This window comes from Sphingomonas sp. CFBP 13603 (assembly GCF_014892665.1).
Taxonomy (GTDB): domain Bacteria; phylum Pseudomonadota; class Alphaproteobacteria; order Sphingomonadales; family Sphingomonadaceae; genus Sphingomonas.
The window spans coordinates 1-17,024 of the sequence record NZ_JADBIA010000009.1 but is presented as its reverse complement, the minus strand read 5'-3'; the positions used below and the strand labels follow the sequence as shown (position 1 = coordinate 17,024).

The window sequence follows — 17,024 nt, the reverse complement described above, 5'->3', positions numbered from 1 at the left end:
GTCGTTGTATCGAGGCGCTGCGTTCACCAACTATCGTTTCCCAACTGGGCTCCGGCCTTCGCCGGGGTGGACGTGGGGAGGGTGCGATGAAAACAGCAGCTCTAATGTCAGTCCTACTCTGCACGGCGCCAGCCGCAGCACAGCAGACGCACGTCACGCCTGAGTCCGCCCCGGCGATCGGCTATGACTGGAACGACGACTCCTCCGCTGACGACCGGGTCCAGCAGCCGCTATGGCCGCGGTCGGACGCCAGCGCGGCGGGCCTCGACGACATGATTCACGCCGAACAGGCGCCGGTCCGCGCCGCGATCCATGAAGACGGCGCGTTCGGCAGTCGCGCGCTCCACGGCCTGCGGAAAGTCGGCGGCGATTACATCGTCGTGCCGGTGCTGAAGATTCACTTGGGTCACCCGCGGCAGGCGATGCCCTGAAGTCAGCCCTTCGCCGCACGGTTCTCCCGCGAACGCGGGAGTCCAGGGTTACAGTCGCTGCGGGTGGTATACTGGCCCCCCGCCTTCGCGGGGGAACGGTATTGGCTTCGCGAAGTCGAGCCTGGAGCCGTAAACCTCAGGCCCGCTCCAGCAACCGCTCCGCCTGAGCCCGCGCCTCATCCGTAATCTGCGCGCCCGACAGCATCCGAGCGATCTCCTCCCGTCGCTCGTCCTCGCTCAAGGCCCGCACGCCGGTGCGCGTAACGGTGCCGTCGCTGCTCTTGGCGATCAGCAGATGCTTCGCCCCCCGTGCAGCAACCTGCGGGCTGTGCGTCACGACGAGCAGCTGCGTGCTCAGCGCCAGCCGCGCGAGTCGCTCGCCGATCGCGCTCGCTACTGCGCCGCCAACGCCGCGGTCGATCTCGTCGAATACCATCGTCGACGCGCCGCCTTCTTCCGCCAGCGCCACCTTCAGCGCGAGGATGAAGCGCGACAATTCGCCACCCGACGCGATCTTGGTCAGTGCAGCAAACGGCGCGCCGGGATTGGTCGAGATCTCGAACTCGACGCGGTCCTTGCCCGCCGCCGACCAGCCCTCTTCACCCAGCGGCGCGACAACGGTCTGAAACCGCGCCGCATCGAGCTTCAACGGCGCGAGTTCCCCAGCAACTGCCACGTCGAGGCGTTTCGCCGCCGCCAGCCGCCGCTTCGTCAACGCATCGGACGCCGCATCGAAGGCCTTCCGAGCCGACGCCACGCGTGCCTCGATCTTCGCGATCCCGCCTTCGCCCGCATCGAGCCGCTCCAGCCGCGCGCGCATCTCGTCCGCCAGCGCGGCAAGGTCGTCCGGCTGCACGCGATGTTTGCGCGCCATCGCGCGAAGCTCGAACAACCGCGCCTCGTCATCCTCCAGCGCGCGCGGATCATACGCCATCTCCGCCCGCGCATCGCGCAGGCTCTCCTCCGCGACCGACGCCTCGATCACCGCGCGATCGACCGCCGCCAGCGCATTGCCCAGCGCGACATGATCCTCCGCGATCCGCTCCAGCACGCGCGCGGCCTGGCGCAGCTTGGCCATCCCGCCATCCTTGCCCTCGAGGAAATCGTCGATCGCCGCCAGATCGTCCGCGATCTTCTCCGCGCGCTGCATCGACCGCCGCGTATCCGCCAGCGTCTCCTCCTCGCCCGCGACAGGCGCCAGCGCGGTCAGTTCGGCAACCGTATGCTCGAGCCACTCGCGATCCCGCGCCGCCGTCTCGATGTCCGCGCGCGCCGCCGCCAGTTCGGCCTCGGCAGCACGAAACGCCGCGTAAGCCTTGCCCGTCGCACCCGGCTCGGTCCGCCCGAAGATGTCGAGCAACGCCCGATGCCCCCGCGCATTCAGCAGTCCGCGCTCGTCATGCTGCCCGTGGATCTCGACCAGATGCGGCGCCATCTCCCGCAACAGCCCCGCCGATGCCGGCTGGTCGTTGACGAACCCGCGACTGCCGCCATCCGCCTTGACGATCCGCTTCACGATCAGCGGTTCGCCGCGCTCGATCTCCACCCCGTTCTCGTCGAACAGCAGCGCGAGCGGCGACTCGGGGGCAGGGGCATCGAACGTCGCGGTCACCACGGCCTGCGCAGCACCATGCCGCACCAGCCCGCTATCGCCGCGCCCACCCAGCGCGAGGCCCAGCGCATCGAGCAGGATCGACTTGCCCGCGCCGGTCTCGCCGGTCAGCACGCCGAGCCCTTCGCCGAATCCCAGATCCAGCGCTTCGATCAGCACCACGTCGCGAATGGAAAGTTCGGTCAGCATAGGATGTCCGGCATAGACGAACGGGCGCGCAATGCGATCCCCCTATGTTCCAACCGAACGATCTGGACTCGCGTCAGCTGCCGGTGTTGGACGGCTGGCCTGCCGAGCGCGGCTTCTCGGGCGTACGGATCGAGGGACCGGTCGGTGTCGAACCCGGCTCGTCCAGCTCGACCATCACCGACGGCGTACCCTTGGTTCCGACCGGAACGACCTGCTCGCCCGCGGGCAGCGGTGGCACGGCGGGGACCTGGTTCTTCTTCAGCAGGTCGTACGCATGCTGATACCAGTCGGTGCCGGGATAGTTGCGACCCAGCACCGCACCGGCCTTCTCGGCCTCGACGGGTACGCCGAGCGCCAGATACGTCTCGGTCAGCCGCATCAGCGCTTCCGGCGTGTGCGTGGTCTGCTGGAACTTGTCGATCACGGTGCGGAACCGGCCGTTCGCCGCGAGCCACTGGCCGCGCGTCTCGTAGAACCGCCCGATCTCCATCTCCTTGCCGGCGAGATGGTCGTTGACCAGATCGATCTTCAGCCGCGCGTCCGACGCGTATCGCGTGTTCGGATAGCGGCGCATCAGTTCGCCCAGCGAATCGAGCGCCTGTCGCGTGATCTTCTGGTCGCGCGTGACGTCGGTGATCTGCTCGTAATAGCCGAGCGCGATCAAATAATAGGCGTAAGGCGCATCGCGGTTGCCCGGATGGACCGCGAGGAAGCGCTGCGCCGAGCTGATCGAGGCGGTGTAATCGCGTGCGAGGTAATAGCTGAATGCCGACATGATCTGCGCGCGGCGGGCCCAGATCGAATAGGGATGCTGGCGCTCGACCTCGTCGAACAGCTGCGCTGCTTCCTTGTAGCGGCCCTGGTCGAGCCGCTGCTTGGCGGTCGAATACAGCGTACCCACGTCGCGCGCGACATAGGGGAGGTCGCCCTTCGCGGCACGACCGCTCGCACAACCGGCAATGGGGAGCGCAAGCGCGGCGATGAGCGTGACCGCGAGGGCACGAGACTGGGTGATACGCATCGGCGTGATCCTTAGCGTAAGCGGATAGCCGCGAACAATCCTTTTCGCCGGACCGCGCTTGCCCCTTCACGTGCGCCGGATCGCACGGCAATAGTCGTGCGTTCGCGTTACGCCATTCAGTCGAGGATCATGTCATGCCGGCCACATTGTTGCACACCCACCGCGTCGAAAAGCCATGGGGTCGCGACACGCTCTGGCCCGGTTTCGAGGACCCTGCCGCCGGCACGCCGCCGATCGGCGAAGTCTGGTTCCAGGAGCCCGGCGACACCACGCCCGACCTGCTGATCAAGTATCTGTTCACGAGCCAGAAGCTGTCGGTACAGGTTCATCCGAACGACGAGCAGGCGCACGCGCGCGGCCTGCCGCGCGGCAAGGACGAATGCTGGACGATCCTGGCGGCCGAACCCGATTCGACGATCGCGGTCGGCACCAAGGCGCCGATCTCTAAGGAAGAACTTCGCCAGTCGGCGATCGACGGCACGATCGAGGACAAGCTCGACTGGAAGCCGGTCAAGCCCGGCGACTTCATGTACTGCGCGTCGGACACGATCCACGCGATCGGCGGCGGCGTGACGGTGATCGAGGTTCAGCAGAACTCCGAGACCACCTATCGCCTGTACGATTACGGCAGCGATCGTGAGCTGCATCTGAAGGACGGGATCGAGGTCGCCGATCCCACGCCGTATGTGCCGGTCGCACCGCCGATCGAGATCGAGACGGGCCGGACGATCATGGTCGAGGGGCCGAAGTTCGTGCTCGAGCGCTGGAAGGGCGGCGACCATGTGGTCAACCTGCCCGAGGGCACGACTGGCTGGGTGATCCCGATCGCCGGCTCGGGCGAAGTCGCCGGCGTCGCGTTCAAGGCGGGCGAATGCGCGACGATGACGGGTAGCGAGACCGTGTCGACCAGCGCGGATGCGGACCTGCTGTTCGCGTATCCGTTGGCGAAGCGGATCTGATCAAGCTGGGCGGGAAGAGCGCTTCCCGCCTTGTTCTCCCGCGAAGGCGGGAGCCCAGTCTGGGTCCCCGCCTTCGCGGGGAAAAAGGGTAATCGAAGGTCGTTACCAGCCCAAATCACCACCCCCCCCGGCGAAGGCCGGGGCCCAATTGGGGAACGTTGCTAACGAAACGTGGCACGCTATTATTGCCACCTCTCCAATTGGGCCCCGGCCTCCGCCGGGGTGGAGTAACGGTAACCGCCGCTTCGCACTCATCACCCATTAACTGCGGCGCTATACCCCAGCGCAATGCTGCGCGTTCTCACCCTTTCCACCCTGTTTCCCGACGCCACCCGCCCGAACTTCGGCGGCTTCGTCGAGCGGCAGACGCTGAGCCTGGCGGCGCATCCCGACGTCGACCTGAAAGTGGTCGCGCCGATCGGCCTGCCGCCCGGCATTCTCAGCAGGTTCCGCCACTACGCGCCGCTTGCGAAACTACCGCACCGCGAACGCTGGAAGGGCGTCGACGTCCACCGGCCCCGCTTCACCGCGCTCCCGTTTACGCAAGGACGGCACCATGCCGCCGCACTGGAACGCGCCCTCGTCCCCGTGCTCGACGCGATCCGCACGGACTTCGCGTTCGACGTGATCGACGTGTCGTATTTCTTCCCCGAAGGCCCCGCCGCAGTTGCGCTCGGCAAGCGCTACGGCGTCCCCGTCTCGATCAAGGCGCGCGGCTCCGACATCCATTATTGGGGCGAAGCGCCCGCGACCGCGGCGCAGGTGCGCGAGGCCGGGCAGGGGGCCGCCGGACTGCTGGCGGTCAGCGCGGCGATGAAGGCGGACATGGTGGCGCTCGGCATGCCGGCCGACCGCATATCGGTGCATCATACCGGGGTCGATCAGGACCGCTTCCGCCCGATCGACGATCACGCATCGGCCAAGGCGAAACTCGGCGTGCAAGGTCCGCTCGTCATCGCGATCGGTGGGTTATTGCCGCGCAAGGGGCATGATGTCGTTATCGAGGCGGTTGCGGCGCTGCCCGGAGTCTCGCTGCTGATCGCAGGGCATGGCCCTGCTCGCGCCGACCTGGAGGCGTTGATCGCCCGGCTCGGCGTCGGCGACCGCGTTCGCCTGCTCGGCGCGTTGCCGCATGCCGACCTGCCCGCGCTGATCGCTGCCGCCGATGTCAGCGCGTTGGCGTCGGAGTCCGAAGGGCTTGCCAATGTCTGGGTCGAGTCGCTTGCCTGCGGCACGCCGGTCGTCATCACCGACGCCGGCGGCGCGCGCGAGGTGGTCACATCGCCCGAGGCTGGTCGCGTGACGATCGGCGATCCGCTGGCGTTTGCGGCGGCGATCAAGGATCTGCTGGCCAATCCGCCCGCGCGGTCCGCGACACGCGCGATGGCCGCCGGCTTCACCTGGGAAAGAAATACCGCAGCGCTGTACGCGCACCTTGCGGCGCTCGTCGCGGGTTACCCCTCGAGAGGGTAGAGCGCCGCCACGATCCAGCGACCCTCGCCGCGCAGAACCGCCCACGCCCGAGCGGCCGCACGGCTGTCCATCGCCTCGATCCCGAACCCCCGCGCCTCGACCGCACGCTTGAACGCAAGCGGCGGCTGGCGAAGCGCCGAGCCCGTCCCCAGCAACAGGAACTCCGGCGGCGGATCGAGCGCGAGCAATGCCGCCACGTCCGCCTCGCCGAGCGCCTCGAACGCCGGCGGCTCCCAGCCATCCGCGCGCTCGGGACTGATCGACAGCGCGGTGTAATAGCCGTCGTCGACCTTGAACCCGGCCCGACCGATCGCCGAGATCATCGGCCCATCGGTCTTCTCGCGGTCCATCCTCATGACGTGATCAACGCTCGACCTTGGGACCAACCCGCTCGGCACCGTCCTGCACGCCGCCCTTGCGCGGTGCAGGATCGGCCCGCAGCCCCAGCGTGATCAGCAGCGACGACGACACGTAGATCGACGAATACGTCCCGACCACGATACCCAGGATCATCGCCGCGGTGAACCCGCGCAGCACGTGGCCGCCGAGCACCAGCATCGCGACCAGCGCGAGCAGGATCGTCACCGACGTCATCACGGTGCGTGGCAGCGTCTCGTTGACCGACAGGTCGATGATCTCGCGCATGTCCATCTTCCGATACCGGCGCATGTTCTCGCGGATACGGTCGTCGATCACGATCTTGTCGTTGATCGAGTACGAGATGATCGTCAGCACCGCCGCGACGATGTTGAGGTCGAACTCGAACTGCGTCAGCGCGAAGAAGCCGAGCGTCATCAACAGATCGTGGACGATCGCGACGACGGTCGACACGCCGAACTGCCACTCGAACCGCACCACCGCGAACAGCGCGATGCCGAGGATCGCGAGGCCGACCGCGAGCAGACCCTTGCTGATCAGCTCGTCCGAGACCTTGCCCGAGATCGTGTCGTACTTCGAGAAGGTCGCGCCGGGGAACTTCACGGCGAGGTCGTCCGACACCTTCTTCACGAGGCGGTTGGTAGCACCTTCGTCGCCGGCGGGCACGGGCAGGCGGATCGACAGCGTCTTGGGATCGCTGAACGACTGGATCGAGGCTTCGCCGACGCCGAGCCGGTCGACTTCGGTGCGGACCGCGTCGATCGACGGCGTGGTCGCGAACTTCTCCTCGATCAGGACGCCGCCGACGAAGTCGACGCCCATGTTGAGGCCCTTGGTGACGACAAGTCCGATCGCCAGCAACGAAAGCAGCAGGGTCAGCCCGAACGCCCATTTACGGAGCGAGACGAACTTCAGGTTCGTGTTGTCGGGTACGAGTTTCAGCAGGCGCATGGTTATCTCCCGCCTCAAATATTGATCGTGGTGGGGCGGTTCTTCCGCAGCCACAGCGCGACCATCATCCGCGTGAACGTGACGGCGGTGAACACCGACGTGCAGATCCCGATCAGCAGCACGACCGCAAAGCCCTTCACCGGACCCGAGCCGAGCAGCAGCATGATCACGCCGGTGATGGCGTGCGTCACGTTCGCCTCGAAGATCGTCCGCGATGCTTCCTTGTAGCCGAGCTCGACCGACTGGATCACGCTACGCCCGCGTCGCCGCTCCTCGCGAATACGCTCGTTGATCAGCACGTTGGCATCCACCGCGGTCCCGATCGTCAACACGAACCCGGCGATACCCGGCAGCGTCAGAGTCGCGTTCAGCATCGCCATGACCGCGACGATCACCAGGATGTTGATGACCACCGCGAGGTTCGCATACAGGCCGAACCGCCCATAGGTGACGAACATGAACACGATCACCGCGAGCGCCGCGATGATTGAGGCGAGCACGCCGGCGCGGATCGAATCCTTGCCGAGGTCGGGGCTGACGGTGCTCTCGGCGATCGTCTTCAGCGCGACGGGCAGCTTGCCCGATCGCAGCGTGATCGCCAGCGCGTTCGCCGACTCGACGGTGAAGTTGCCCGAGATCGACGCGCGACCGCCCAGAATCGGCTCGTTGATGTTCGGTGCCGAAATCACCTGGTTGTCGAGGATGATCGCGAACGGCTTGCCGGTGTTATCCGTCGTGACCTTGGCAAAGCGACGCCCGCCGACCGCATTGAACGTGATCGCAACCTGTGGCGCGTTGGTCTGCGGTTCGAACTCCTGGCGCGCATCGGCGAGCTGGTCGCCCGAGATGATGACCGATCGCTTGACCGCGATGAACGGCACGCCCTGCGGATTGCCGGGGTAGGGGAGGACCTGGCTGCCGATCGGCGCGATGCCCTTGACCAGATCGGCCGGGTTCGCGGTCTGGTCGACCAGCTTGAATTCGAGCTTGGCGGTCTTGCCGAGCAGATCCTTCAGCGCCTGCGGGTTCTTCAGCCCCGGCACCTGGACCACGATCCGCGTCGCGCCCTGGCGAACGATCGTCGGCTCCTTGGTGCCGAGTTCGTCGATGCGGCGGCGGACGACTTCGGTCGCGTCCTTCATCGCCGTGTCGACCGCCTGCGTCAGGCCGGCCTCCGTCGGCTTGAGCACGAACCGGCTCGTGTCGACGACGGTGATGTCCCATTCGCGCTGGCCGCTCATCCCGGCGCCACCGCCGGTGATCGCCAGCAAGCGCTCGCGTGCCGCATCGACCTGCGAAGGATCACGCAGCAGGAAGCTCAGCTGGCCGCCGCGCGTCGAAATGTCGCCGATCTCGATCCGCGGCGTCCCGTTGCGCATCGTCCCCGCGACGCTGTCGCGCATCGCCTCGATCCGCGTCGCGGCGAGGTCGGCGGTATCCGCCTCGAGCAGCAGGTAACTGCCGCCGGCGAGATCGAGCCCGAGGTTGATGTGCGGATGCGGAATCCGCCCCCATTGGCTCGTGGTGCTCTCGGGGAGGAAACTCGGGATCGCCAGCAGGCACAATGCCGCCAGCAACCCGATGATCGACCCGACCTTCCAGCGCGGAAAATCCAACATCAGTCGTTGGCCGGCTTCGTGTTCGGGCTGGTGATGTCGGTCAGCGTCGCCTTGACGACGCGAACGCGGACATTCGGCGCGATCTCGACCTCGACGACGTTATCCTCGACCTTGGTCACCTTGCCCAGGATCCCGCCCGACGTGACGACGCTGTCGTTCTTCTTTACCGCCGCGACCGACGCCTGCAACGCCTTCATGCGCTTTTGCTGCGGACGGATCATCAGGAAATAGAACACGACGAACACGAGGAAGAGCGGCGCGAGGCTCAGGAACGAGGCGATCCCGCCTCCGGCCGTGGCGGCGCCGTCTGCGGCCTGGGCGTATGCTGGTGAGATGAACATGGAGTTCCGTATCTGTGAAGGGTGGCTCGGTTCGCGCGCCGCGCGGCCGGTCGCAATGGTCCGCCCGCTATCATCGCTTGGGGTCCCGTGCAACTGACGCAGGCGTAGACGGTTCGTGTAGAGACCACGATGAAGTCGCGGCGAAACCGGGGCGAAACAGGAGAGATGCGATGATCCTGGTGATGGGACATATCAAGCTGGCCACCGGCGAGGGCGCGAAGATCGCCGACACGCTGATCGCGCACATGGCCGCCTGCGCCGGGGAGGACGGCTGCGAGTTCACAATCTCGCGCTCGATCTGGTCGATCCCGACCTGATCCGGATCTCCGAACGCTGGGCGAGTCCCGAGGCGATCGCCGCGCACGGCCAAGCCGATCACCAGAAGGCATTCGGTCGCGCGCTCGGCGGGTTCACCATCGAGCAGATCAGCGTGAAAGCCTATGATGGAAGCTTCTGGCGTACGCTGATGGGCGAGTGAGGTAATCTTTGCGGCCAAGCGGCGTTGCGGCTTGCATCGCACGCCGACCCTGCGTAGAGCGCGCGGCTCGGGCTGCTATGCGGCCCGTTCGGTCGGAGCGTAGCGCAGCCTGGTAGCGCACCACACTGGGGGTGTGGGGGTCGCAGGTTCGAATCCTGTCGCTCCGACCATTTTCTTACATCGATGAACGACAGCCAGCAGACCAGGTCTTGGCAAACCTTCTTGTTCCCCCGCGAACGCGGGGGCCCAGGATCACGAACGCTGCCGCCCGCAGCCCTGGGCTCCCGCTTTCGCGGGAGAACCGTTAGAGGTCAGGCCGTCTCGCTCACCGTCGCCGCATGACCCACGGCCACCGCGCTAAGGTTGACGATACCTCGCGCCGTCACGCTAGGCACCATCATCTGCAACGGCTTCGCAAGCCCCAGCAGCATCGGCCCCAGCGGCAACGACTCGGTCGAGGCCGACAACAACGACACCGCGATGTTCGCCGCATCGATGTTCGGCATCACCAGCAGGTTCGCCGAGCCCGTCAGCGGGCTGTCCGCGACCAGCCGCCGCCGCAGCGCCTCCGACAGCGCCGCATCGCCGTGCATCTCGCCGTCGAACTCGAACTCCGGCGCGAACTCCTTCAGCAACGCATGCCCGGCGCGCATCTTCTGCGCCGAGGGCGACCGCGACGCACCGAAGCTCGAATGCGACAGCAGCGCCGCCTTCGGCTCGATCGCGAACGCGCGCACAGCCTCGGCCGCGAGCATCGTCATCTCGGCGATCTGCTCGGCGGTCGGATCGACCGTCACGTGCGTATCGCAGAAGAACAGGCTCCCGGTGCGCAGGATCACTGCCGACATCGCATACAGCCGCGAGACGCCCGGCATGCGCGGAATCAGCGGCATGACATAGGTCATCTGCGTCCACCAGTCGCCAATGCCACCACACAAGGCGGCATCGACGCGCCCCTCGCGCAGCAGCATCGCCGCCGCCACGCTCGGCCGCGTCCGCAGCGCCCGCTCGGCGCTGTCGGGCGGCGATCCACGACGGCCGACCAGCGCGTTATACCCGGCCAGCAATGGATCGAACACTTCGCGGTCCGTACCCGGATCGAGCACCTCGACATCGGTGCCGATCGCCATCCGCAGTCCGCTCGACTGGATCTTCTCGGCGATCACCTCGCGCCGCCCGATCAGCACCGGACGTCCGATCCCCTCGTCGATCACCGTCTGCACCGCGCGCAGCGTGCGGTCGTCCTCGCCCTCGCCATACGCGATCGAGCGCCCCGCCTGCTTGGCGCGCGCGAAGATCGGCCGCATCAGCTGGCCCGAGCGGTACACGAACACTTCGAGATCGCGCAGATACGCGTCGAAATCCTCGATCGGCCGCGTCGCCACGCCCGAGTCCATCGCCGCCTTCGCCACCGCCGGCGCGACGTGCAGGATCAGCCGCGGATCGAACGGCTTGGGGATGATGTAGGTCGGCCCGAACACCGGCGTCGCGCCGCCGTAAGCCGTGACCACCACGTCCGAAGCCGTAGCGCGTGCAAGCGCCGCGATCGCATCGACCGCCGCCACCTTCATCGCCTCGTTGATCTCGGTCGCGCCGACGTCGAGCGCACCGCGGAAGATGAACGGGAAGCACAGCACGTTGTTGACCTGGTTCGGAAAATCCGAGCGGCCAGTGGCGATGATCGCGTCGGGCCGGGTCGCATGCACCAGCGCCGGCTGGATTTCCGGCTCGGGGTTCGCCAGCGCCAGGATCAGCGGATCGGGCGCGAGCAGATGCAGCCACTCCTGCTTCAGCACGCGCGGCGCCGACAGCCCCAGGAAGATGTCCGCCCCCTCCAGCACATCCGGCAAGGTCCGCGCGTTGGTCGTGCGCGCGTACCGCGCCATGTTCGGCGGCATCACGTCGCCGCGATCCTTGTGCACGACGCCCGCGATATCGGTCAGCGTCACGTTCTCGGGGTTGAGCCCCATCGAAACGAGCAAATCGACCGTCGCCAGCGCCGCCGCGCCTGCGCCCGACGTCACCAGCTTCATCTGGTCGAGCCGCTTGCCGCGCAGTTCGAGCACGTTGCGAACCGCCGCCGCACACACGATCGCGGTGCCGTGCTGGTCGTCGTGGAACACCGGGATGTTCATGACCTCGCGCAGCTTCGTCTCGATCTCAAAGCATTCCGGCGCCTTGATGTCCTCGAGATTGATCCCGCCGAACGTCGGCTCGAGCACGCGGACCGCCTCGATGAAGGCCTGTGGATCGAGCTGGTCGATCTCGATGTCGAAGCAGTCGATCCCTGCGAATTTCTTGAAGAGCACCGCCTTGCCCTCCATTACCGGCTTCGACGCGAGCGCACCGATCGCGCCGAGCCCGAGCACCGCGGTGCCGTTGGTGATGACCGCGACGAGGTTTCCGCGAGCCGTGTAATCCCGAGCCTTGTCCGGATTGGCGGCGATTTCCTCGCACGCGGCAGCGACGCCCGGCGAATAGGCGAGCGCGAGATCGCGCTGCGTCGCCATCCGCTTGGTCGCCTCGACCGAGAGTTTCCCGGGCTTTGGATAGCGATGATAATCGAGCGCGGCTTTGCGGAAATCGTCTTCCATGGTCTTCCTAACCTGTCGGCCGCGGCGGCGACCGGGTGGGCGCGGGCAAGGCCCGCGGCGAATGTTCAAGGGAGCGCATAGCCTTAGGGGCACCAATCCGCCAACCCCGCGCGGACGTAGCGTCGGTTTGGGTGGGGGGTAGGGCGGCGGTCGCGACCCGGCACCCCACACCACAGCACTACCCCGCCATAGCACCACCCCGGCGAAGGCCGGGGCCCAATTGGAACGTCCGACGTAACGAAGCGCCGTCCTCCGTTACAACCGTCCCCCAATTGGACCCCGGCCTCCGCCGGGGAGGTTCGATCTAATCGGATGGGCCAGGCTCCCTTTTCCGTTCTCCCGCGAAAGCGGGAGCCCAGGAATCACGAGCGGCGTCCGCCGTAACCCTGGCCCCCCGCCTCCGCGGGGGAACAGTAGAGAGCGGAAGTGAGGGAACGATGCAGGGCATGACCCGCCAAATTTCCCTGTCCTACAGCGAACCAATATGGTTCGCTCAACCCCCAAACAGGGCGGGACTCACATCATGACCATCGACACCCTCATCGACGCCGTCATCGACCGCGAAGGCGGCTACTCCAACCACCCCGCAGACCGAGGCGGCCCCACCCGCTACGGCATCACGCAAGGCGTAGCCCGCACCAACGGCTACCCCGGAGACATGCGCAACTTCCCCCGCGACCAGGCGGAAACCATCTACCGCCGCCTCTACTGGACCCGCCCCGCCTTCGACCAGATCGCCGAGCGAGCCCCCAAAAGTGCCGAAGAACTCTTCGACACCGGCGTCAACATGGGCCCCGCGGTCGCCGCCGCCTTCCTCCAACGCGCGCTCAACGCGCTAAACCGAGGCGCCACCGACTATCCCGACATGATCCTGGACGGCCGCATCGGCCCCGCGACCCTGACCGCGCTCGAAGCCTTCCTCGCCCGCCGCAAACCCGGCGGCGAAACCGTGCTTCTGAAAGCGATCGAGGCGCTCCAGGGCGAACGCTACGTCGCGCTCGCCGAGACCCGTCCCGCCAACGAAGCCTTCCTCTACGGCTGGCTCGCGAACCGCACATGACGCTCGTGACGAAACGCTCCCAGCGTCTACACTTCCTATACTTCACTTTTGCCGGAGGTAGCCAATGACCCCGCAACCCCTTGATCCCGCACCAGATCCCTGGACCACCCGCGCTCGCCCGACGTTCCTCTACGTGATGTACACATTGCTGCTCGGCGCGATCCCCGCAGGCCTGATCGCCGCGGTCCGCCCGCAAACGGCACAAGCGATCGCGGCGGGTATGGCAGCGTACCTCAACGCGATCCCCGAACCCCTCTACGCGCTCTTCGGCACAGGCTATCTCGGCTACACGGTGGCAAGGGAATGGGGGAAGGGGCGGTAGTCCCGCCCGCCCCCGCCATCCGTCATCCGTCATCCTCTCCCCCCGTCATCCTGACGAAAGTCAGGACCCAGAGCCACAGGCGGGCCGTCTGGAACCCTGGGTCCTGACTTTCGTCAGGATGACGGAGGAGGGGCAGGGCGTTGCACCCCCAAAACCAAACCCTACATCGCGCCTATGAGCAACGACCCCCACGCCATGCCGACATGGCACGGCACCACGATCCTCTCGGTCCGCCGCGGCGGCAAGGTCGTCGTGATCGGCGACGGCCAGGTCTCGATGGGCCAGACCGTCATGAAACCCAACGCGCGCAAGGTACGCCGCTTAGGTGACGGCAGCGTCATCGGCGGGTTCGCCGGCGCCACCGCCGACGCCTTCACCTTGTTCGAACGCCTCGAACGCAAGCTCGAAGCGCATCAGGGCCAGCTGCTTCGCGCCGCGGTCGAACTCGCCAAGGACTGGCGCACCGACAAGTTCCTCCGCAACCTCGAAGCGATGATGATCGTCGCCGACAAGGACGTCACGCTGATCCTCACCGGCAACGGCGACGTGCTGGAGCCGGAGAACGGCGTCGCCGCGATCGGCTCCGGCGGTAACTACGCGCTCGCCGCTGCCCGAGCGCTGGTCGAATACGAGACCGACGCCGAGGTCCTGTGCCGCAAGGCAATGGGCATCGCGTCCGAGCTCTGCGTCTACACCAACGACCGCCTCACGGTCGAAACGATGGATTCGACCACGTAATTCCTTCTCCCCCTCCCGCAAGCGGGAGGGGGCAGGGGGTGGGCGCCCGCTCACCTCCAGCGCTACCGATCGAGGGAAGCGCGAGCCCACCCCCAACCCCTCCCGCAAGCGGGCGGGGAGCGAGATCAAAATGAACGACCAGCTCACCCCGAAGGCCATCGTCGCCGCGCTCGACGCTCACATCATCGGCCAGGCCGCCGCCAAGCGCGCGGTCGCGGTCGCGATGCGCAACCGCTGGCGCCGCCAGCAGCTCAGCGAAGATCTCCGCGACGAGGTCACGCCCAAGAACATCCTGATGATCGGGCCGACCGGCTGCGGCAAGACCGAGATCAGCCGCCGTCTGGCGAAGCTCGCCGACGCGCCGTTCGTGAAGGTCGAGGCGACCAAGTTCACCGAGGTCGGCTATGTCGGCCGCGACGTCGAGCAGATCGCCCGCGACCTCGTCGAGGAAGCCATCCGCCTCGAAAAGGAACGCCGTCGCGTCGCCGTCAAGGACAAGGCGGAGGAGGCCGCGATGTCGCGCCTGCTCGACGCGCTCACCGGCAAGAACGCAAGTGAAGCGACGCGCGAAAGCTTCAAGCAGCGCTTCCTCGACGGTCACCTCAACAACGCCGAAGTCGAGATCGAGATCGAGCAGGCGCCGACCACGCCGTTCGAAATTCCCGGCGGTGCCCCGCAGATGATCAACCTCGGCGAGATGATGAAGTCGTTCGGCGGCGGCCAGCAGCTGAAGCGGCGGAAACTCACCGTCCACGCGGCGTGGGACAAGCTTGTCGAGGAAGAGGCCGACAAGCGCCTCGACCAGGACGAGGTCAGCCGCGCAGCGCTCGCCGATGCGGAAGCCAACGGCATCGTCTTCCTCGACGAGATCGACAAGATCGCCGTCTCCGACGGCCGCGGCGGTTCGATCAGCCGCGAAGGCGTCCAGCGTGACCTGTTGCCCTTGATCGAAGGCACCACCGTGGCAACCAAGTACGGCCCGATGAAGACCGACCACATCCTCTTTATCGCTAGCGGCGCGTTCCACGTGGCCAAGCCGAGCGACCTGCTCCCCGAATTGCAGGGCCGCCTGCCGATCCGCGTCGAGCTGAAGGGCCTCACCGAAGCCGATTTCGTCGCGATCCTCTCGGACACCAAGGCCTCGCTGCCGCTGCAGTACAAGGCACTGATCGCCACCGAAGGCGTCGGCATAGAGTTCACCGAAGACGGCATCGCCGCAATCGCGCGCATCGCCGCAGAGGTGAACTCCGAGATCGAGAACATCGGCGCCCGACGTCTGCAGACGGTGATGGAAAAGCTGCTGGAGGAGGTAAGCTACAACGCGGAGGACCGCGGCGGTTCGAATCTGGTCATCGACGGCTCGTACGTCGACAGCCAGCTCAAGGAAATCGCCCGCAACACCGACCTGAGCCGTTTCGTGCTCTAATTGTTTTCCTGCGCACGCAGGAATCCAGGGTCAAATGGCGAAACGCTCGTAACCCTGGACTCCTGCGTGCGCAGGAGAGCAAAATTGGAGAGGAGAAACCATGGACGTGACCGAAGCCATAGCCGCCCGCCGCTCCGTCCGCGGTTTCCTCAACACCCCCGTCGATCCCGCACTCCTCCGCGACCTCGCGATAAAAGCATCCCGAGCGGCAACCGGCGGCAACCTCCAACCCTGGCACATCGCCATCGTCCAGGGAGAACCCCTGACCCGCCTCAAGGCGACGATGGTCGAAAAATTCGCGGCCGGCGAAGCCGAAACCCCAGCCTACGACGTCTACCCTCGCGACCTCGTTGCCCCCTACCGAGACCGCCGCTACGCCGTCGGCGAAGCGATGTACGCGCACCTCGGCATCCCCCGCGACGACAAGCCCGCTCGCCGGGAGTGGTTCGCCCGGAACTTCCAGTTCTTCGGCGCCCCCGCCGCCTATTTCTGCACGGTCGACAAGCGGATGGGCCCGCCGCAATGGTCGGACCTCGGCATGTACCTGCAAAACCTGATGCTGCTCGCGGTGGACGCCGGCCTCGCCACCTGCCCGCAGGAATGCTGGGCGATGTATCCGGAAACGGTCGGAAGGGTCTTGGACATGCCCGACGACCGCATGCTCTTCTGCGGCATGGCGATCGGCTACGAAGACAAGGGCGCGCCTGTTAACGCTCTGCGCACAGAGCGCGCAGACGAAGCGGAATGGCTGACGACGATCAGCTGATTTAGGCTATCGAAGCTAACCAAAACACCACCCCGGCGAAGGCCGGGGCCCAGTTGGGGAACGATTGTAACGGACGAAAGCGCTTCGTTACGCCGGCCTTGCCAACTGGGCCCCGGCCTTCGCCGGGGTGGTGTATATGGGCCAAGTGCCTCGCCCCCATTTTGTTCACCCGCTAAGGCGGGTACCCAGACTGGGTCCCCGCCTTGGCGGGGAAACAGGTTTTTAGAGGATTACCGTAACCGGCTTGGCACCCTTGATCCCCGCGAGGATCATCGCTTCCCAGACCGCAGGGTCACCCGCCGCGGCCATCGCCTTGTCAGGCTCGCGCAACGTTTTCAGGACCGCCAGCGCATCGGGCAGATAGTCCGCCCACGCATCGTCGATCAGCCGCGACGCTGATTCGGCATCGCCGCCGGCGTTCGCGCTGATCCGCTGTCCCGCCAGCACGCGCGCGACGCGTTCGGCGACAGGTGTAGTGGAAACGTCCATGAGCATTCTCCTCGCGGGACCGGTCTACACCAAACCCGCGAGGCGAACGAATGCTCCTTAGCGTGCCGAGCTCGGGCCCGCGCCGCGGCTCGGACCACGACCACCGCCGCCGCCACCAGCCGGACGACCGCCGCCGCTCTGGCCGCCGGGACGACCACCGCCCTGGGGACGACCGCC

17 protein-coding genes, 1 tRNA gene and 1 pseudogene are annotated in these 17,024 nt (G+C 66.6%); 11 read left to right on the top strand and 8 right to left on the bottom strand.

Annotation, left to right across the window (positions count from 1 at the left end):
- Window positions 1–86: 86 nt before the first annotated feature.
- Window positions 87–431: a hypothetical protein gene (locus IFR23_RS13920; protein ID WP_192976434.1), complete on the top strand. Its 345-nt coding sequence runs from the start codon at window positions 87–89 to the stop codon at window positions 429–431.
- Window positions 432–567: 136 nt separating this feature from the next.
- Here IFR23_RS13920 and recN read toward each other — a convergent pair whose 3' ends face one another.
- Window positions 568–2,232 (bottom strand): DNA repair protein RecN, encoded by a 1,665-nt coding sequence (gene recN, locus IFR23_RS13915; protein ID WP_192976433.1) that lies wholly within the window; start codon window positions 2,230–2,232, stop codon window positions 568–570.
- Between the two features lie 73 nt (window positions 2,233–2,305).
- Window positions 2,306–3,253 carry an outer membrane protein assembly factor BamD gene (locus IFR23_RS13910; RefSeq protein ID WP_107963125.1) on the bottom strand — a complete coding sequence of 316 codons (948 nt, stop codon included), beginning with the start codon at window positions 3,251–3,253 and terminating at the stop codon, window positions 2,306–2,308.
- Window positions 3,254–3,387: 134 nt separating this feature from the next.
- Here IFR23_RS13910 and IFR23_RS13905 point away from each other — a divergent pair, with 134 nt between their 5' ends.
- Window positions 3,388–4,212 carry a class I mannose-6-phosphate isomerase gene (locus tag IFR23_RS13905; protein ID WP_192976432.1) on the top strand — a complete coding sequence of 275 codons (825 nt, stop codon included), beginning with the start codon at window positions 3,388–3,390 and terminating at the stop codon, window positions 4,210–4,212.
- Window positions 4,213–4,500: 288 nt separating this feature from the next.
- Window positions 4,501–5,685 (top strand): glycosyltransferase, encoded by a 1,185-nt coding sequence (locus tag IFR23_RS13900; RefSeq protein WP_192976431.1) that lies wholly within the window; start codon window positions 4,501–4,503, stop codon window positions 5,683–5,685.
- Here IFR23_RS13900 and IFR23_RS13895 read toward each other — a convergent pair.
- Genes IFR23_RS13895 through yajC form a run of 4 tightly spaced genes read right to left on the bottom strand, consistent with a single transcriptional unit; the run spans window position 5,667 to window position 8,974 of the window.
- Window positions 5,667–6,041 carry an Mth938-like domain-containing protein gene (locus IFR23_RS13895; RefSeq protein ID WP_060526420.1) on the bottom strand — a complete coding sequence of 125 codons (375 nt, stop codon included), beginning with the start codon at window positions 6,039–6,041 and terminating at the stop codon, window positions 5,667–5,669. The two genes, IFR23_RS13900 and IFR23_RS13895, sit on opposite strands and share 19 nt — an antisense overlap.
- A 7-nt stretch (window positions 6,042–6,048) precedes the next feature.
- Window positions 6,049–7,014 carry a protein translocase subunit SecF gene (gene secF / locus IFR23_RS13890; protein WP_060526421.1) on the bottom strand — a complete coding sequence of 322 codons (966 nt, stop codon included), beginning with the start codon at window positions 7,012–7,014 and terminating at the stop codon, window positions 6,049–6,051.
- Between the two features lie 14 nt (window positions 7,015–7,028).
- The gene (gene secD / locus IFR23_RS13885) at window positions 7,029–8,633 is read right to left on the bottom strand and encodes a protein translocase subunit SecD (RefSeq protein ID WP_192976430.1); all 1,605 of its coding nucleotides are present in this window, start codon (window positions 8,631–8,633) and stop codon (window positions 7,029–7,031) included.
- Window positions 8,633–8,974: a preprotein translocase subunit YajC gene (gene yajC, locus IFR23_RS13880; protein ID WP_056416442.1), complete on the bottom strand. Its 342-nt coding sequence runs from the start codon at window positions 8,972–8,974 to the stop codon at window positions 8,633–8,635. Before yajC ends, secD begins: the two co-directional genes overlap by 1 nt.
- 170 nt (window positions 8,975–9,144) lie before the next feature.
- Here yajC and IFR23_RS20310 point away from each other — a divergent pair, with 170 nt between their 5' ends.
- The 3 genes from IFR23_RS20310 to IFR23_RS13870 all read left to right on the top strand — a co-directional run bounded on the left by IFR23_RS20310 (window position 9,145) and on the right by IFR23_RS13870 (window position 9,622).
- Window positions 9,145–9,291: a hypothetical protein gene (locus IFR23_RS20310; RefSeq protein WP_244655691.1), complete on the top strand. Its 147-nt coding sequence runs from the start codon at window positions 9,145–9,147 to the stop codon at window positions 9,289–9,291.
- Window positions 9,228–9,452 carry a putative quinol monooxygenase gene (locus IFR23_RS20575; RefSeq protein WP_342344968.1) on the top strand — a complete coding sequence of 75 codons (225 nt, stop codon included), beginning with the start codon at window positions 9,228–9,230 and terminating at the stop codon, window positions 9,450–9,452. The genes IFR23_RS20310 and IFR23_RS20575 overlap by 64 nt, the downstream gene beginning before the upstream one ends.
- 93 nt (window positions 9,453–9,545) lie before the next feature.
- A tRNA-Pro gene (locus IFR23_RS13870) sits at window positions 9,546–9,622 on the top strand.
- A gap of 141 nt (window positions 9,623–9,763) precedes the next feature.
- Here IFR23_RS13870 and IFR23_RS13865 read toward each other — a convergent pair.
- A complete protein-coding gene (locus tag IFR23_RS13865) occupies window positions 9,764–12,046 on the bottom strand; it encodes an NADP-dependent malic enzyme (RefSeq protein WP_192976429.1) in 2,283 nt (760 codons plus the stop codon).
- Window positions 12,047–12,569: 523 nt separating this feature from the next.
- On the opposite strand from IFR23_RS13865, the gene IFR23_RS13860 reads away from it, so the two are divergent.
- The 5 genes and pseudogenes from IFR23_RS13860 to IFR23_RS13840 all read left to right on the top strand — a co-directional run bounded on the left by IFR23_RS13860 (window position 12,570) and on the right by IFR23_RS13840 (window position 16,358).
- On the top strand, window positions 12,570–13,106 hold the full coding sequence (locus IFR23_RS13860; RefSeq protein WP_192976428.1) for a glycoside hydrolase family 108 protein: 537 nt from the start codon (window positions 12,570–12,572) through the stop codon (window positions 13,104–13,106).
- Between the two features lie 94 nt (window positions 13,107–13,200).
- A pseudogene (locus IFR23_RS13855) lies at window positions 13,201–13,428 on the top strand (3TM-type holin); the annotation flags it as partial.
- Between the two features lie 195 nt (window positions 13,429–13,623).
- The gene (gene hslV / locus IFR23_RS13850; protein WP_056066793.1) at window positions 13,624–14,166 is read left to right on the top strand and encodes an ATP-dependent protease subunit HslV; all 543 of its coding nucleotides are present in this window, start codon (window positions 13,624–13,626) and stop codon (window positions 14,164–14,166) included.
- Between the two features lie 130 nt (window positions 14,167–14,296).
- Window positions 14,297–15,592, top strand: a complete 1,296-nt coding sequence (gene hslU / locus IFR23_RS13845; RefSeq protein WP_192976427.1) for an ATP-dependent protease ATPase subunit HslU — start codon at window positions 14,297–14,299, stop codon at window positions 15,590–15,592.
- 100 nt (window positions 15,593–15,692) lie between these two features.
- Window positions 15,693–16,358, top strand: coding sequence for a nitroreductase (locus IFR23_RS13840; protein ID WP_192976426.1), 666 nt, complete (start codon window positions 15,693–15,695; stop codon window positions 16,356–16,358).
- 222 nt (window positions 16,359–16,580) lie between these two features.
- Here IFR23_RS13840 and IFR23_RS13835 read toward each other — a convergent pair whose 3' ends face one another.
- Complete coding sequence (locus IFR23_RS13835) at window positions 16,581–16,847, bottom strand: hypothetical protein (protein ID WP_192146059.1); 267 nt, start codon at window positions 16,845–16,847, stop codon at window positions 16,581–16,583.
- Window positions 16,848–17,024 lie beyond the last annotated feature (177 nt).

Coding starts and splice junctions, on each gene's coding strand:
- IFR23_RS13920 (WP_192976434.1), top strand. CDS start 87: ATGAAAACAGCAGCTCTAATGTCAGTCCTACTCTGCACGGCGCCAGCC.
- recN (WP_192976433.1), bottom strand. CDS start 2,232: ATGCTGACCGAACTTTCCATTCGCGACGTGGTGCTGATCGAAGCGCTG.
- IFR23_RS13910 (WP_107963125.1), bottom strand. CDS start 3,253: ATGCGTATCACCCAGTCTCGTGCCCTCGCGGTCACGCTCATCGCCGCG.
- IFR23_RS13905 (WP_192976432.1), top strand. CDS start 3,388: ATGCCGGCCACATTGTTGCACACCCACCGCGTCGAAAAGCCATGGGGT.
- IFR23_RS13900 (WP_192976431.1), top strand. CDS start 4,501: ATGCTGCGCGTTCTCACCCTTTCCACCCTGTTTCCCGACGCCACCCGC.
- IFR23_RS13895 (WP_060526420.1), bottom strand. CDS start 6,041: ATGAGGATGGACCGCGAGAAGACCGATGGGCCGATGATCTCGGCGATC.
- secF (WP_060526421.1), bottom strand. CDS start 7,014: ATGCGCCTGCTGAAACTCGTACCCGACAACACGAACCTGAAGTTCGTC.
- secD (WP_192976430.1), bottom strand. CDS start 8,633: ATGTTGGATTTTCCGCGCTGGAAGGTCGGGTCGATCATCGGGTTGCTG.
- yajC (WP_056416442.1), bottom strand. CDS start 8,974: ATGTTCATCTCACCAGCATACGCCCAGGCCGCAGACGGCGCCGCCACG.
- IFR23_RS20310 (WP_244655691.1), top strand. CDS start 9,145: ATGATCCTGGTGATGGGACATATCAAGCTGGCCACCGGCGAGGGCGCG.
- IFR23_RS13865 (WP_192976429.1), bottom strand. CDS start 12,046: ATGGAAGACGATTTCCGCAAAGCCGCGCTCGATTATCATCGCTATCCA.
- IFR23_RS13860 (WP_192976428.1), top strand. CDS start 12,570: ATGACCATCGACACCCTCATCGACGCCGTCATCGACCGCGAAGGCGGC.
- hslV (WP_056066793.1), top strand. CDS start 13,624: ATGCCGACATGGCACGGCACCACGATCCTCTCGGTCCGCCGCGGCGGC.
- hslU (WP_192976427.1), top strand. CDS start 14,297: ATGAACGACCAGCTCACCCCGAAGGCCATCGTCGCCGCGCTCGACGCT.
- IFR23_RS13840 (WP_192976426.1), top strand. CDS start 15,693: ATGGACGTGACCGAAGCCATAGCCGCCCGCCGCTCCGTCCGCGGTTTC.
- IFR23_RS13835 (WP_192146059.1), bottom strand. CDS start 16,847: ATGGACGTTTCCACTACACCTGTCGCCGAACGCGTCGCGCGCGTGCTG.